The organism is Synechocystis sp. CACIAM 05 (assembly GCF_010222815.1).
Classification (GTDB): domain Bacteria; phylum Cyanobacteriota; class Cyanobacteriia; order Cyanobacteriales; family Microcystaceae; genus Synechocystis.
The window spans coordinates 767,889-782,892 of the sequence record NZ_CP019225.1 but is presented as its reverse complement, the minus strand read 5'-3'; the positions used below and the strand labels follow the sequence as shown (position 1 = coordinate 782,892).

Annotated in this window: 14 protein-coding genes; 8 read left to right on the top strand and 6 right to left on the bottom strand. The window is 48.4% G+C overall.

Annotated features, from left to right (window positions below; all coding sequences use genetic code 11):
- Positions 1–247: 247 nt before the first annotated feature.
- A complete protein-coding gene (locus BWK47_RS03665; protein WP_162327612.1) occupies positions 248–1,603 on the bottom strand; it encodes a TIGR03279 family radical SAM protein in 1,356 nt (451 codons plus the stop codon).
- 685 nt (positions 1,604–2,288) lie between these two features.
- Here BWK47_RS03665 and BWK47_RS03660 point away from each other — a divergent pair.
- The 5 genes from BWK47_RS03660 to BWK47_RS03640 all read left to right on the top strand — a co-directional run bounded on the left by BWK47_RS03660 (position 2,289) and on the right by BWK47_RS03640 (position 7,864).
- Positions 2,289–4,634, top strand: coding sequence for a ribonuclease R family protein (locus BWK47_RS03660; protein ID WP_162327611.1), 2,346 nt, complete (start codon positions 2,289–2,291; stop codon positions 4,632–4,634).
- A gap of 128 nt (positions 4,635–4,762) precedes the next feature.
- Positions 4,763–5,149 (top strand): hypothetical protein, encoded by a 387-nt coding sequence (locus BWK47_RS03655; protein WP_162327610.1) that lies wholly within the window; start codon positions 4,763–4,765, stop codon positions 5,147–5,149.
- A 208-nt stretch (positions 5,150–5,357) separates the two neighbouring features.
- Positions 5,358–5,642 carry a hypothetical protein gene (locus BWK47_RS03650; protein WP_162327609.1) on the top strand — a complete coding sequence of 95 codons (285 nt, stop codon included), beginning with the start codon at positions 5,358–5,360 and terminating at the stop codon, positions 5,640–5,642.
- Positions 5,639–6,049 carry a putative toxin-antitoxin system toxin component, PIN family gene (locus BWK47_RS03645; RefSeq protein ID WP_162327608.1) on the top strand — a complete coding sequence of 137 codons (411 nt, stop codon included), beginning with the start codon at positions 5,639–5,641 and terminating at the stop codon, positions 6,047–6,049. The genes BWK47_RS03650 and BWK47_RS03645 overlap by 4 nt, the downstream gene beginning before the upstream one ends.
- Positions 6,050–6,064: 15 nt before the next feature.
- Positions 6,065–7,864: an FAD-dependent oxidoreductase gene (locus BWK47_RS03640; protein WP_162327607.1), complete on the top strand. Its 1,800-nt coding sequence runs from the start codon at positions 6,065–6,067 to the stop codon at positions 7,862–7,864.
- Here BWK47_RS03640 and BWK47_RS03635 read toward each other — a convergent pair.
- Positions 7,786–8,946, bottom strand: coding sequence for a glycosyltransferase family 39 protein (locus BWK47_RS03635; protein ID WP_237269781.1), 1,161 nt, complete (start codon positions 8,944–8,946; stop codon positions 7,786–7,788). The two genes, BWK47_RS03640 and BWK47_RS03635, sit on opposite strands and share 79 nt — an antisense overlap.
- A gap of 223 nt (positions 8,947–9,169) precedes the next feature.
- Positions 9,170–10,039 carry a dihydropteroate synthase gene (gene folP, locus BWK47_RS03630; RefSeq protein ID WP_162327606.1) on the bottom strand — a complete coding sequence of 290 codons (870 nt, stop codon included), beginning with the start codon at positions 10,037–10,039 and terminating at the stop codon, positions 9,170–9,172.
- Between the two features lie 169 nt (positions 10,040–10,208).
- Here folP and BWK47_RS03625 point away from each other — a divergent pair, with 169 nt between their 5' ends.
- From BWK47_RS03625 to hemW, 3 genes are read left to right on the top strand one after another with little or no spacing between them, the layout of a single operon-like run.
- Positions 10,209–10,760, top strand: a complete 552-nt coding sequence (locus BWK47_RS03625) for a hypothetical protein (RefSeq protein ID WP_010871903.1) — start codon at positions 10,209–10,211, stop codon at positions 10,758–10,760.
- Positions 10,761–10,799: 39 nt separating this feature from the next.
- Positions 10,800–11,402, top strand: coding sequence for a nicotinate-nucleotide adenylyltransferase (locus BWK47_RS03620; protein ID WP_162327605.1), 603 nt, complete (start codon positions 10,800–10,802; stop codon positions 11,400–11,402).
- Positions 11,399–12,637 carry a radical SAM family heme chaperone HemW gene (gene hemW, locus BWK47_RS03615; protein WP_162327604.1) on the top strand — a complete coding sequence of 413 codons (1,239 nt, stop codon included), beginning with the start codon at positions 11,399–11,401 and terminating at the stop codon, positions 12,635–12,637. The genes BWK47_RS03620 and hemW overlap by 4 nt, the downstream gene beginning before the upstream one ends.
- A gap of 38 nt (positions 12,638–12,675) precedes the next feature.
- On the opposite strand, the gene BWK47_RS03610 is transcribed toward hemW, so the two are convergent.
- The 3 genes from BWK47_RS03610 to fabD form a co-directional block, all read right to left on the bottom strand.
- Positions 12,676–13,131: a YbjN domain-containing protein gene (locus BWK47_RS03610; RefSeq protein WP_237269780.1), complete on the bottom strand. Its 456-nt coding sequence runs from the start codon at positions 13,129–13,131 to the stop codon at positions 12,676–12,678.
- Positions 13,132–13,202: 71 nt separating this feature from the next.
- Positions 13,203–13,745 carry a response regulator gene (locus tag BWK47_RS03605; protein ID WP_010871899.1) on the bottom strand — a complete coding sequence of 181 codons (543 nt, stop codon included), beginning with the start codon at positions 13,743–13,745 and terminating at the stop codon, positions 13,203–13,205.
- A gap of 281 nt (positions 13,746–14,026) precedes the next feature.
- Positions 14,027–14,908 (bottom strand): ACP S-malonyltransferase, encoded by an 882-nt coding sequence (gene fabD / locus BWK47_RS03600; protein WP_162327602.1) that lies wholly within the window; start codon positions 14,906–14,908, stop codon positions 14,027–14,029.
- Positions 14,909–15,004: the final 96 nt, after the last annotated feature.

Here is a 15,004-nt window from a genome sequence, read left to right as displayed (position 1 = left end):
TGAAGCAAAAAGTCTATGGAATTGATAGATGAATAAACCAGTAAATCAGAGATTGGTGCATGACGTTTAAAGCCGGGGTGAAAATCGGCTCGTCCATTGAGCAGTTTTACCAAATGGTTTGAGCAAAGTTATTCTTAGCCCACTATCTGTCATGTAAAACAATTGTTCTTAAAATAGGCTGCCGACTACAACTCGGCTTATTGAACCAGCAAACTTCCCCATGGGTAAGAAAAATTAACGGGGTTTTTTAGCAATGGCGGGAGACAGCCATAGGCTGAACACAATGTTCCAACAAACTGGCCACATCAGCCACAGGGTAAATGGTTGTGCCCAACTTTTGAGCCACATCGGCCACCCGGAGGTCATCCAAGAAGCGAGTATCATCATGTTTCAACATCAGAGCGGGCAATAGAATACCATCCCCTAAATCTCTGCCTGCCAATTTAGCGATTAAATCCTGCCCCGTCAATAGTCCCGTCACCGTAATTTCCTGACCCCAATAATCACTGTTTAAGGGCGCTAAATTAACTGTTAAACCCTTGACTTGATTTAATTGTTCCATCAGTGGCTCAAACGCTTGTTCTACAGCATTGCCCACTACCCAGGTCAACGTCTTGGCTTCGGCGATCGCCGGGGGGAGAAATTCGGCAGCTTGTTGTTGAAACTCCTTAATGAATTGACGGATAGACCCTACCCCGTTGCCAATTTGGGGATAGTCTTCGTAATGGCTTTCCGGTGGCAAAGGTTGACGGGCAATGAGAAACCATTCATCGGCCAACCAAGCAAAGTTACCACCTAGTTGCTGGGCAAATTCCTTTTGCAAAGCTTGAACCTGGGCAATTACCTCCGTGGCTTTAGCTTGACCAACGGGGCTTAACTCATCTTCCTGGGGACGAAAACGGGTTAGACCCACCGGCACCACCGCCACTGAAATCACCGCTGGGGTTTCCCCTTGGTGAAACTGGGCTAAGTCCCTCAAAGTTTGCTCTAAGTGCTTACCATCATTAACACCAGGACAAACCACCACCTGGGCGTGGATCTGTAATCTTCTAGCTTGGAACCAAGCCAACTGGTCAAGAATCTGACCGGCCCGATGATTTTTTAACAATCTTTCCCGCACCGATGCTTCCGTGGCATGGATGGAAACGTAGAGGGGAGAAAGCCTTAACTGTTCTATGCGTTGCCATTCCTTGGCACTCAAATTAGTCAAAGTGAGATAACTGCCGTAGAGAAAACTCAGGCGATAGTCATCATCTTTGTAATATAAACTCTCCCGTTTCCCCGGCGGTTGTTGGTCGATGAAACAAAAGGGACAACGGTTATTGCACTGGATCAGCCCGTCGAATAGGGCCGTTTCAAACCCCAGTCCCAAATCCTGATCGAATTCCTTTTCTACCGCCAGTTCATGTAATTCTCCCTGACTGTCCAATACGTCCAATTCCAAATAATCGTCAGCGCAGAGAAATTGATAATCAATCAAATCTCTCGGCGCCTGACCATTAATACGCACAATGGCATCCCCCGGCTCAAAGCCCATTTCTTCCCCCAGGGACTCCGGCAATACAGTACTAATTTTGGCGGGACGCAGAGAAGCTTCACTCATGGCTTATGGGGCAAGGCGGTGGTTTGATGGGCAAAAAAGTTATTGAGAATTAGCGGAGATCGCGTTAGTTCAATGTTCGTTCAATGGATTACTTATCCTGGCCCATTCTACCTTGACCCATGGAATGCATGGTTTTAACGGCTGTCCGGCCGGGGCAAAAGGCGATCGCCTAGCAAAATTTGTCCGGTAATGTAGTGCGACCAGGACTTCGCTCTCTCTCTAGCCAAAGCTTTTCTACGCCGCCATGGTCAGAGTTTACAATATCCACACTTGGAAAATTCACACTAATAAACTTTTTTCCCTGTCTCTCTCCCCAAGTTTAGGGAGAAAAGAGATCAAAGTTCCCACTGAGGGCGCAGATTAGAACTTTGCCCACGGACCCTAACCACAAAGGTGACGTTCTCTTTGATACAATCAAGGGTTGTTATGGATTGTCACCGTCGGATTTGCTTCCATTGGTGCATTGCCTTTAATACTAGTTTATTTGCCCTCTGCCATGGCTCACCCACTTTCCAGGGATTGGTGGAGGGGGAACACCGCGCCAAAACATCTGTACACCTGCAGTTGACATAGTTCAGTACTTTACTGAGGGCGGATTTCCATTACAAACTTCATGGTCAATGGCAAACCTCGACAATTCTAACGCTTCCCTTCACCCCGTAAGCCCACCTCAGGATTCAGTTTCATGGATTATTCGATCGCCACACTTTTGTCCTATTTTGTTGACGACAAATTAGTAGCGGGTAAGTTTCTCGAAAAAAAACTAGGTTGTGAGAGTCCTGAGGCCATAGAAGCCCTACAGATTGCCCTCGATGCCCTGGAAAAAATGGGGGTACTAGTCAAAGAAAGGGGAAAATATAAGCGGGTGACCAGGGAAGATGTGGTGGAAGCCCGGCTGCGTTGTTCCAGTAAGGGTTTTTGTTTTGCCATCCAAGACGATGAAGATGCCACCGATATTTACGTCCGGGAAGGGAATCTCAGCAATGCCTGGAACGGCGATCGGGTTTTGGTCAAAGTGATTAAGGACGGTACCCGCCGCAAGTCCCCCGAAGGAGCAGTCCATCTCATTCTCGACCGAGCCAATCCTTCCCTGTTAGCGCAGGTGAAAAAAAGCGAAGATAATTACCGGGCTGTGCCCCTGGATGACCGCCTGCTATTTGAGCTGGAACTTCAGGATAAGGAGCAAAACCTCGGGGAAGCGGTAGATCATCTCGTTCATGTTTCCGTTCTCCGTTATCCCATTGCCCAGCACCCGCCCCTAGGCGAAGTTACTAAAGTGTTAGGCAGTGACGCTGAAGCCGCCGCCGACACCGACATCGTTTCCTGTAAACATGATTTGCCCCTAGGTTGGACTCCCGAAGCCATCGAAGCTCTGCAAAATTTGCCCAAAGTGATTGAACCAGGGGAACTGAAAAAAAGGCAGGATTATCGCAAGCTCCAGTTAGTTACCTTTGGCGGTGGTCCCCGGGGGGAAACGTTACCCTGGCAAGAGGTGGCTCTGAGCTTAGAAAGCCAAGCAAACCAATGGCAAGTAGGCATTCACATCACCGACATTGCCCACTACATTGCCGAAGATAGTCTGTTGGACCAGTTAGCCCGTAAACGGGGCACCACCGTGTACCTAGAAGAACAGATTTGCCCCCTGTTCCCCGAAGGTTTGATCGGGCGCTGTTCTCTCATTCCCGACGAAGATCGTCTGGCCCTATCCTTCTTTCTCACAGTGGATGACCGGGGGGAAGTAACAGGGTTTGAATACCACAGCAGTGTGGTCAAAGTCGATCGCCAACTAGACTTCAGCGAAGTGCAAACAGCCCTGGCGGACATTGAATCCGTAAGTGGCGAGTTGAAACCCTACGGCGGCCTGCTCCAGGAATTATTTTTCCAAATTTGCCCCCTGATTAAATCCCAACGGCTACAGCGGGGGAGTTTTAACCTCCAAACAGAAACCGCTTCCCCCCGCCTGGATGAGGGTCGTTTGGGGGTGATCATGACCCAAGAAACCCTGCCCATTCGTAGTTTGTTAGCAGAATTGATGGTGGTGTTGCAGCGAGAAGTAGCTCTCCAACTGCAAGCCCTGGGCATACCTGGTCTCTACTGTGGCCAGGTCGCACCGGAAGCTGAAGATCTAACGGACATTGTTAAATTAGCGGAAAACCTCGATTTAGGCGTAAAAATTGACCTAGAAGGGGACATTATTCCCCAGCATTACCATCACCTCAGCCAAGCATTTGAATCCCTCCCGGCTAAAGCGGTATTGAACCATTTGCTGGCTAATACCCTCAAAATCGAAAAGTATTTTAGCCACCCCGCTCCCCACTTTGCCCTCGCCTACGAATCGGGTTATACCCACTGTGTTTCTCCGGCCCAGCGGTATGGGGATTTGGTGGTGCAACGGTTGCTGAAACTCGTATTGACGGAGGGGCGCGATCGCCGGACCAAACAAATGAAAACCGGGGTAGAGCTCAATGCCCACACCTGCCGTAACCAAATTAGCTGGAATGTGTTGCCCCCCAACCTCCAAGAAACCATTGAAGGGGATTTGCACCAGTTAGTGTTGGGACTCAATGACCGGGAACAAACCGCCGAAGATGCCGAAAAAGATCTATTGGGGCTGAAAAAAGCTGAAAAAATGAAAGCCCGCACCGGGGAAATCTTCCGAGGCTTGATCACCGGCGTCCAGTCCTACGGCTTCTTTGTGCAAATTTTCGACCTACTGGCTGAAGGCCTCGTCCATGTTAGTTCCCTCAAAGATGACTGGTACGAGTTTCGCAGTCGCCAATGCGCCCTAGTGGGTCGTAAAAGTCGTACTTCTTACCGCCTAGGTAATGAGGTGGACGTACAGGTGCGCAGTGTGGACTATTACCGTCAACAAATTGATCTCGGAGCGGTTAATAGTGCCCCCAAAGACTCCGCCAATATGGATTTAGATGATGATGACGAAGATGGGGACGAGCGGGAGGAACAAGACACCATGGATTGGGATGCCATGGAAGATGGCGATGATGATGAGGGAGGGGCAGTAATTTTCTAGTTGTTGCCTAGGGCCAAAACCTACAAACCAACGCAGACTAAGGCAAAGGCCATTGTCGCCTGGTCAAAAGTTGCTAAAATTTAACAATTCGCAATAAATTTTAACAATCATCCCAGGAGCAACGATCAATGGCCGGATTATTTGGCTTATTTGGTAAAAAGGCACAGTACGTCGAAGATATTGAAGCCAACCCCAGTCCTCAGCCAGAAAAAAAAGAGGCATTTTTTCTTGAAAGCGACGATGCCAAAAGCTTAGGCAATGCCGAATACATGCGGACTCCCATCAAAATTAAACGGAGTTTTCCCAAAACTCTTAATTCCCAGGGAGGGGAAGTGGTCAAGGAGATTTCTGCCATGGAGGTGAAAAAAATCCAGGCCAATGGTCAACCGGCCCCCAGTACCAAAATGGATTCCGCCCCATCCCAGGCCAACTCTACCCCGGCCAACAACGATCGCCGTTCCAGCGACAATAGTTTGGACATGTTCCGCCAGATGGCTAAGGATTTGAAAAAATAAAACCGTAAGGGGTAGCGAGAATTTCTGAGATCTTTCGCAAACAAGCCATGGCCGGGTGCGTTGATATTGCTCTAATGGCAGAGGGATTCGGGCACTCGGTCAAAATCTGTCAAAAGCCATTGTGGTTCTAGCAGAGGAGGCATTAAACCCCTGCTTGGGCTAAGTAACCTATCATGGTAGTGGCAATCTTTGCTTTTCCTTCCAGACCATGAGCACCATCGAGCAAGTTTTCACCGCCACTGTTACCGCAGAACAAACCCTAGATCTTCCCCCGGAAATTAAAGCCAAACTAGTTCCTGGTGAAAGCTACAAAATTACAGTTCACGAAGACAAAATTGAGCTAAAACGAGTTCCTGCTTTTGATTGGGAAAAGTGGGAGCATAGTTTACAGCGTAATGGTGAGGAACTTACCGATGAAATCATGGAAGAAATTTGCGAATTAGTGCGAGAAGTGCGTCGTGAAAATCGCCTTGAGAGCGAATCGGCATTATGAAGGTCGTCCTAGATACAAACCTTTGGCTTTCCGGGTGGTTATGGCAAGGGTTACCAGGTAATCTCATAAAATTAGCTCGTAAAAAAGAAATTTTGACCTGTACTTCCGTAGAAATTTTGCAAGAAGTGGAGAAAGTTCTAAGTTACCAAAAGCTGCAAAAAAGGCTCGCATTACTGTCTTTAACGACAGAAGAAATTCTACTTGCGATGGGCGAAATTTCTACTATTTATCCTATCCATCCCCTAGAAGTTCGCGAACTGCGGGATCCTAAAGATGCCATGGTTTTGGCCACGGCGATCGCCGCCCAAGCTGATGTGATTATTAGTGGCGACAGCGATTTACTTATTCTCGAAACGTATCAAAATATCCCTATTTTCACTGCAAAGCAATTTTTAGATAGTCTGTAATTCCCCAGAAAAATTATGGCCATTGCAACAAAATCCATTGCCCAATTGACCACAGATATTTTGGTGGTGGGAGGGGGCATTGGGGGCACAGCGGCAGCAATCCAGGCGGCCCGACGGGGAGTAAAGACCATTCTCGTCAGTGAAGGGCCCTGGTTAGGGGGCATGTTAACTTCCGCTGGGGTAGCGGCCCCCGATGGCAATGAATTGGCCGCTTGGCAAACAGGATTATGGGGACAGTTTTTAAGGGCATTAAAAGCCCAACAACCCGGAGGTTTAGACCATGGCTGGGTAAGTTTATTTACTTTTGATCCCCGTTTGGGAGCTAAGATTTTTGCGGACTGGGTGGCAGAGTTGCCCAATTTGACTTGGATTGCCAATCAATGCCCGATGGAAGTGCTAAAAAATGGCGATCGCCTGGTGGGGGTGAGATTTCCAGACTATGAAATTCGAGCTAGGGTAATTCTGGATGGCACAGAGTTGGGAGATTTACTGGCTCTGGGGGACATTGAGCACCGCTGGGGTTGGGATTGGCAGGATAAATTTGATGAACCGAGTTGTCCCGTCGCTCCTAATCGGATGACAGAAGAGTATCCAATACAGTCCCCCACTTGGGTATTTTTGCTACGAAAAACAACTAATAATCAAACAAATATCATTGCTGAACCTGCCATTAATGTAGCCCAAGATTTCGCCAATACTTGGCAGAACCATGGGGAAAAAGATTTTTTAACCTATGGCCAATTACCAGGTCAACATTACATGATTAATTGGCCGATCGCCGGTAATGATTATGGCAAAGATTTAAACCGTTTATTGGGCGGTGAAAAGGAAAAGCAAACCTATTTAAACGAAGCTTATCAATATAGCTATGCCTACGCCCATTACCTGCAAAAGCATCATTCAGAAAACTTAGAATTAGCCACAGGAATTTTTCCACAAACGGGAGATATTTCCACCGCCTTCGCCCTCCATCCCTACTATCGGGAAAGTAGGCGCTTAAAAGGTCAGCAAGTTATTACGGAAAGGGATATTTTACCCCAGGGTCAGGTAGCATCCCTGCCAATTTATAACCAAAAAGTTACTAGCATTGGGGTGGGAAATTATGCCAACGATCACCACTATCCCGGCTATGAATTTCCTCTTACTCCCAAATCCTTAATTTGGGGCGGAAGATGGACGGGAACCCCCTTTACTATTCCTTTTCCAGCTCTTTTATCTCCGACAGCGCGGGGCTATTTACCCTGTGAAAAAAATATTTCCGTCAGTCACATGGCCAATGGCAGCACCCGTTTACAACCCCTAGTTATGAACACAGGGCAAGCAGTGGGAATGATAGCGGCTTTAAGTGTGGAAAAAAATTGTGACCCCCAGGACTTAGACGTGCGGGATGTGCAGGAAGCCCTGATTGGCGATCGCCGTGCCCCAGCGGCGGTTATTCCCCTATTTAATTTAGTTCCCGACCATCCCGAATGGCGGCAATGGCAACAATATTATTTGGACAATCCTGATCAATATCCCCCCTCGGGCCACTGTCCAGTGGATGTTAATCTGGCTCAATTGCCCTTATCTAAAAGTCAATGCGTTTACACCGGCGAGTTGCAAAAAAGTGAACACCAAACCTATCAGTTAATCTGCCAACAATCGGGCAAAATTCTCAAAGTGATTACGGAACGACCGGAAGTGGCGGAGCAATTAATCAACCACGCCAATGGCAAAAAAATTACCTTAGGAGGTCGTTATAATTCCGCCGGCAATTGGTTAGTGGTGGAAACCGTAGAAACTATCACATCAGGCAAAGACCTAGGGGGCAGATAGCTCAAGGGAGTATAAATAATCAGAAATAGGCAGACAAACAATCCCCAAAAAAGCACGTTGATAAACTCAGGGCGCTGACGGTCTAATAATAAGGAAGTCATCGCCAAGGTTAAAGCTAATAAAATTAGTACTAATATGGCGAGTACTCCGTCCTGGGCAGTCCAACTGGCTAAATTACCCTGGCTATAGGAGAAATAAATAGCGATCGCCCCCAGGGCAGTCAAACCGGCTAGGGTCAGGAAAAATCGACGCCACCAGGGAGGATAAACCAAAGTACTGTTTTCTTGTTGTATTTCAGCTAAGGTCAATCCTGCTGCCAATGCCAAAACTACTAACAGGGGCATCACCAAGGAAGTGCTGGCCCAGGGAGAAATGATGACTAACATACCGTACACTCCCCCTTGGCAAAGCAGGAAACGGGCCCAACTCCAGGGCAATGCTTGTTGGGCCTGGGGAAAAGTATTCAGCGCAAAAATTAGACCGGGGGAACTTGCCAGTAGCCAGAGCCAGCCCCTTAACTTTATGGGCCAGGGAGAGCCACCAATGACCATTATCGAGTCCACAATTTCTCCATGGAGCAAGAAACCATAGCCCAGCCACCAGGCGATCGCCGGTAGTAAACCTAAAACTAGACCAAACCCAAATAGGGGTGAAGATTTTAAACGGGGTGTATCCCAATGGAGAAAAACTAGACTGGTGGCAAATAGTACGATGGAAGTAGGCAAATTCGTTAATGCCAGGGCACTGAGGGTCAGACCCAAGGGTAAGCCTCCCCTTAAATCCCGACGGCAAAACAATGCACTAGCTAGACAGGCAATGGTTAACGGTAAGACAAAACTGTTAATGCTAGCTACCCTGGCCCAATAAACCACAGTGGGGGCAGTGCCGTAGACTACTACAGTGAGCAAGGATGGCAAACTACGGCCGTAGAGCTCCTTACCCAGCCAATATAACAACGGCAAACTGGCCCCATTGAGCAAAGCTCCCAGTAAACGATCGCCCCATAATTCATGGCCAAAAATCATTTGACTAAGACTAATTAACCAAATGGGCAATGGCGATCGCCCTAGGTTCTCAAACAAGCTAGTGGGAGTAAAGCCGTAATTTTGTAGTGTTGCCCGCCAATAATGGGCTGATTCAACTAAATTTGTTTCCTCCCCCGCCGTAGGTTATGGAAGTCTAGCCCCCAACAGAACAATAGAGCGATGGGGACCATCACCAGAATTAAGCCTGACCACTCCTCTAGGGCCCAACGCTGGAGTTTTTGCCCCAGATTTTCCATTAACTTCCTTAAGTTAGGCTTACTCATCGCCATAGGGCATCGGCCACCTTACATATCTGGGCCATGGCTTCCACATCATGGACTCTGACTATATCTGCTCCCCCGGCGATCGCCCGACAGCAGGCCGCCCCAGTACCCCAAACTCTTTCCTTCGGAGCAGGTTGGTCAAGAATTTTGCCAATGAAACTTTTCCGGGATGGCCCCACCAATAGGGGAAAACCAAGTCTTTTTAGCTCCGGTAACTGGCGCAGTAGGGTAATATTTTGCTCAGCGGTTTTAGCAAAGCCAATGCCTGGGTCAAGGATAATCTGTTCGGGCAATACACCGTAATGACGGGCTAGATCTACTTGGGCGCCGAAAAACTGCTTCATTTCCCCGATTAAATCCCCATAATCCGTCAAATTTTGCATAGTTTGGGGGTTACCCCGTATGTGCATCAAAATAATCAGAGCCTTGTGCTGGGCGGCGATCACCAAAATTTCGGGTTCAAAGGTAGCTCCGGAAATGTCGTTGACCATATCCGCTCCGGCCTGGAGAGCTTGTCGTGCCACTTCCGCCCTGGTGGTATCGATGGAAATGGGGATGTCTAATTCTTGCCGGAGAGCTTGGATAATCGGAATAGTGCGCTCTAATTCTTCCTTCAAGCTAACAGTTTCTGCCCCCGGTCGGGTGGACTGGCCGCCAATGTCAATAATGTGTGCTCCCCCCTGCACCATGGTTTTAGCCTGGTGGATGGCCGTTGGTAGAGAGTTAAATTCGCCCCCATCACTAAAACTGTCCGGGGTAGTGTTCAAAATCCCCATCACATAGGTGCGTTTTCCCCAATCAAAGCGGGTTTGGCCTACCTGGAGGGGAGGAAGGAAATAATCACTCAATTGATCCAACTGGTCCATAGGTTATCGGAGGGAAGTTTGGAACGCCGGGATAGCTCTTGGTAGAATGTATCCCAAGGGCAATGCTAGTTGGACGGTGTTTGCTGGCTCCAGCGGTGGCAAAGCCTAATGATCCTAACAATACAATTTTCGCTGATTTTTCGGGTTCCATCCCCCCAGTTTCCTAACCATGCCCCTGCATTTCGCCGCCTTGATTCCCATTGACAGCTTGTTTTCCACCCAAGGCATTATGGTGATGCTGTTGGGGGCCTATGCCTTGGCCATGTGGTTATTTCTCACGAGTGCCCCCAAGGTTTATACGGTAATGGTGTCCGACCTGGCGATCGCCAAAGCATTTTATGAAGGTTTGCTGGAGCTAGCCGTGGCGGACGTGCCTCTGCATTATTACTACAACTATGAACAAACCCTAGGTACTGCGGGTTGGGACTCATTTTCCATGGCGGCTAACCCCCAAATTCCCCCCGAGAATCGCTACAGTGCCCAGGACGGGCTTTGGTATCAGTTGAAAAAAAATACCCAACTGCACATCATTGGTGGGGCTAGCTTTGGCAGTAACAATCGCCAACGCCATGTCTGTTTTGACCACGATTGTTTGGAGCAAATTTTTCTGCGGGTGCAATCTCGCCGTCTCCGCTATAAAGTACGCAGTCGCAAGCCGTTGAATTTTTTGGTCAAGGATTACGATGAGCGGGTAATTGAGCTAACGGAAGTGAAAAATTAATTGTTCGGAGACGAAAGTAATATAAATTCAAACCCCCTCGTGAAAATAGCCCTTTTTGGCACCAGCGCCGATCCCCCCACCCTAGCCCACCGGGCCATCCTCATTTGGTTAGCTCAACATTTTGACCAAGTAGCGGTGTGGGCCGCCGACAATCCTTTTAAGCAAGGCCCCAATCCCGAAACAGGACACTGGGCCAGCCTGGGCGATCGCCAAGCAATGTTGAAGCTGTTGGTGGAGGATGTACAGAAGGATTACGCCACGGTGCAAATTTGGGAAGATTTGAGCGATCGCCGCAGTTTAATTAGCCTGCAACGGGCCCAACAAAGATGGGGGCTGGAACCGGATTATGCCTTGGTGGTAGGGGCAGATTTAATTCGGCAAATTCCTCAATGGTACGCAGTAAAAGAATTATTGCCCGCTGTCCAATTGGTGATTTTTCCCCGGCCGGGCTACGGCATTAATCAAGCTGATTTGGATAAATTGGCCCAGTTAGGAGGGCACTACCAATTAGTTAACCAAGGCGACGAGCAAGCCATCACTCCCCCCATTTCCTCCAGCATTTACCGGCAAATTCGGGACGACGATCTAATTCCAGATCCGGTGCAAAGCTACATTCAACAAAGGCAACTTTATCGCCAGTGAATACAGGTACATATTTAATGCCCACTGCCGCCTACATTCACATTCCCTTTTGCCGCCAACGCTGTTTTTATTGTGATTTTCCCATTGCTGTGACGGGTTTACAGTCTTTAACCCTGGACGGTTGGGTGGGGGAATATGTGGAAGCAGTATGCAGAGAAATTGCGGGGCAACAACACCAAGGCCAGCCCTTACAAACAGTTTTTTTTGGTGGAGGTACTCCTTCCCTGTTGCCGATCGCCGGTTTGGAAAAAATTTTAACAACAGTGCATAAGCATTTCGGCATTGCGATGGAAGCTGAAATTAGCATGGAAATTGACCCTGGCACTTTTGACCAAGTTCAATTGCAAGGCTATAAAAATTTGGGCATTAACCGCTTTAGCTTGGGCGTACAGGCTTTCCAAGACAATTTACTGGCCCTTTGTGGCCGCCACCACTGTCGCCGGGATATTGACCAAGCCCTCACGGCGATCGCCAAGGAGAATATTAAAAATTGGAGTTTGGATTTGATTACGGGGATACCGGAGCAAACGGAGGCAGATTGGCACCGTTCCCTAACTTTGGCTCTAGTAGCAGGGCCTAAGCATATTTCCTGCTATGACCTGGTGTTGGAACCCCAAACTGTGTTCGACAAGTGGGAACAGCGGGGGAAATTGGCTGTACCTCCGCCCGAACGCAGTGCTGATTTTTATCGCCATGGCCAAGAAGTATTAACCCAAGCCGGTTTCTACCATTACGAAATTTCCAACTATGGCCGCCCCGGCCACCAATGTCGCCATAACCAAATCTATTGGCGTAATTTGCCCTACTACGGTTTAGGCATGGGGGCCACCAGTTACATTGACGGTAAGCGTTTTGGCCGGCCCCGTACGAGAAATGGCTATTACCAATGGTTAGAATCTTGGCTTAATCAAGGTTGTCCCATTCCGGGGGAAACAGTTTCTCCATTGGAAAATTTGTTAGAAAGCTTGATGTTAGGACTAAGGCTGACCGCTGGGGTAACGTGGGCCCAACTGCCTTCGGTTAATCAGACAGAAAAGGCAAAAATCCTTGCTACCCTAACTTCCTTTGGCGATCGCCGTTGGCTGGAATTTTATGGCGAGGATAATCAACTCCTCTCGACAAAGCAGGTTACAGGCGCAACATTGCAAAGATTTTGCCTCACCGATCCAGAGGGATTTTTATACTCCAACCAGATTCTCAGCGCTCTGTTTGCGGCTTTAGAAGAAGATTGTTAGTTGATTAATACTTGATTTTGATGATCAAGAAACTCTGATTAAACGCCATATTTTTCCTTCAGGCGATCGTCATGGTCATCGGCCAGGGTAGCAACGAGGGTAATGGCCCGGGAAATTTCGCTGGGGGAAAGATCCGCCACGGTGCGCTGATGGAGAGCGACTAAATGATTTTCCCGCACAGCAAAACAGGCCTCAAAGGTATCTGACCAATTTAATTGCATCACTTCCGCCAATAATTGGCCTGGATCTGTTGGTAAGGGCATTACCTCGGCCCAGACCCGAAACAGATCATTTTCCCCTTCTCCGGTAAGCTGTACTAGCACTTCCACACTGCCATAGGCAAATTTCCAGATGCTGCCCTGGTCGTTATCTTGCACAAAGGCGCTATTTTCCTGGGCCATGCCGGAAATAACCGTTTCCACTACATCGTGATGACTAGCAGGGGTCATTTCATCCATGGTGGGGTTGGCTAACTCTGGTGTAGGGGATGCCATAGTCATACTCTCAACTTCTCAACACAAAGGTTTCACCCCAAGTCTAACGGTCAACAGGCCCAAAGCATAGCTTAGGAAAGCCGTTGCTTGATGAAAGTTACTAATTGCCCCAACTGTTTTTTCAACAGGTCAATTTCGCCGTGCATTTGGGCTACCTGTTGTTTGAGTTGTTGCACTTCAGCGGCCAAATCTCCGGCCGGGGCAGCGCCACTGGCAACGGCGGCCACAGGAGCGTGTTTTTTAGCTTTGATCATGGCCTCTTTGATGGCGGCCACCAATTCCCGTTGCTCAAATGGTTTTTCCACAAAAGCAAAATACTCGAAGGGTTCGGGAATTTTTTCGAGCACTTCTTCCTTCCGACCGGACATCAACACCAAGGGAATAGCCTTGAGTTCGGGGCGTTCCTGCACCGATTGAAACACTTCCCAGCCACTCATTTTGGGCAGGAGAAAGTCCAACATAATCAGGTTGGGCCGCTCACTCTGGATGAGATTAAAACCTTCGAGGCCGTCCTTGGCTTCAATCACCTCGAAATTTCCCTGGGGCAACATATCCTTAACTCGCATACGGATAACTTTGCTGTCATCGATGACTAGAATCTTGTGGGCAGACACGATAGACTCTCCTTCGAGAAAATGGGGTGAAAAACAGCTGTGGCAGACTTGTTGGATGCTGCCAACCCGTCAAAATTCTTACTTGCTCTGTTCATCTTAGAGGAATTTGGGGTGGGAACAAACTCCCAGAAGGCCAATGTTAGCAAGCCTAGACGGGAGAAGAGGAACCATAGGATCATGGTTGAGAAGTCCCTGTGATCCTTTGATTATGGGCAGAATCTAATTCCAAAGCCTCCCAGTATTGGGGAATTTAGGGGATAAATCCAGACTTTTCCGTCACCCTACAGGGAATTCAAGTCGTCTAATTGGCCGATATTTTTCAGGTTCAGATCAGGGCAAGTTCGTTTACATAAACCAGTCAGTACTTTGCCTGGGCCCACTTCCCAATAATCCGTTGCCCCAATTTCTCCTAGGTTAACCATGGTTTCCCGCCAGCGCACGGAACCGGTCATTTGTTGAATTAGTTTTTCTTTCAGGCGATCGCCGTTTTGAGTGGGGCTGGGGTCAACGTTGGACAGAACAGGCACCGTGGCATCGTTAAACTGGCAAGCAGCCAGGGTTTGGGCGAAGGATTGGGACGGTTGGGCCATAAAGCTGGAGTGGAAAGCACCGGAAACCTTCAGAGGCACAGCTCGACGGGCCTTGACGTTGGCTAAAATTGCTTCTACACCGGCCACAGTGCCGGAAATTACTACCTGTTCGGGGCTGTTATCGTTAGCTAATACAACCTCTGTATTATCCGTCAGGGCTTGCTGCAATTGGTTTTGATCAAATTTCATCAGGGCGGCCATCATGCCCCCGGAAGCGCTGGCCATCACCTCTGACCGTTGTTTAACCAGTTGCAAACCCGTGGCAAAATCAAATACCCCAGCGGCGTAGAGGGCGGAATATTCCCCCAGACTATGGCCAGCAACGTAATCGGGCTGAAAACCTTTATCCTTGAGCAAATCAGCCAAAATTGCTTCAATAACGTACAAACAAGGTTGGGTATTTTGGGTCAGGGCCAGGCTAGCTTCATCCCCCCGGCATTTTTCCACCACTGACCAACCAAGAATTTCTTCGGCTTGCTGATATTTTTCCTTGGCGATCGCCGTTGAGAGCAGATCTACCCCCATGCCCACAGCTTGGGAACCTTGGCCGGGGAATACCCATGCGGTTTTCATGTACTTATCTCAGTAAATTAAAAAACTAAAAATTTGGTCACTGCCAAAGAGTGCAACTGCTAATATTGTCCATCTTTAGCTAGGCAATTATACCAA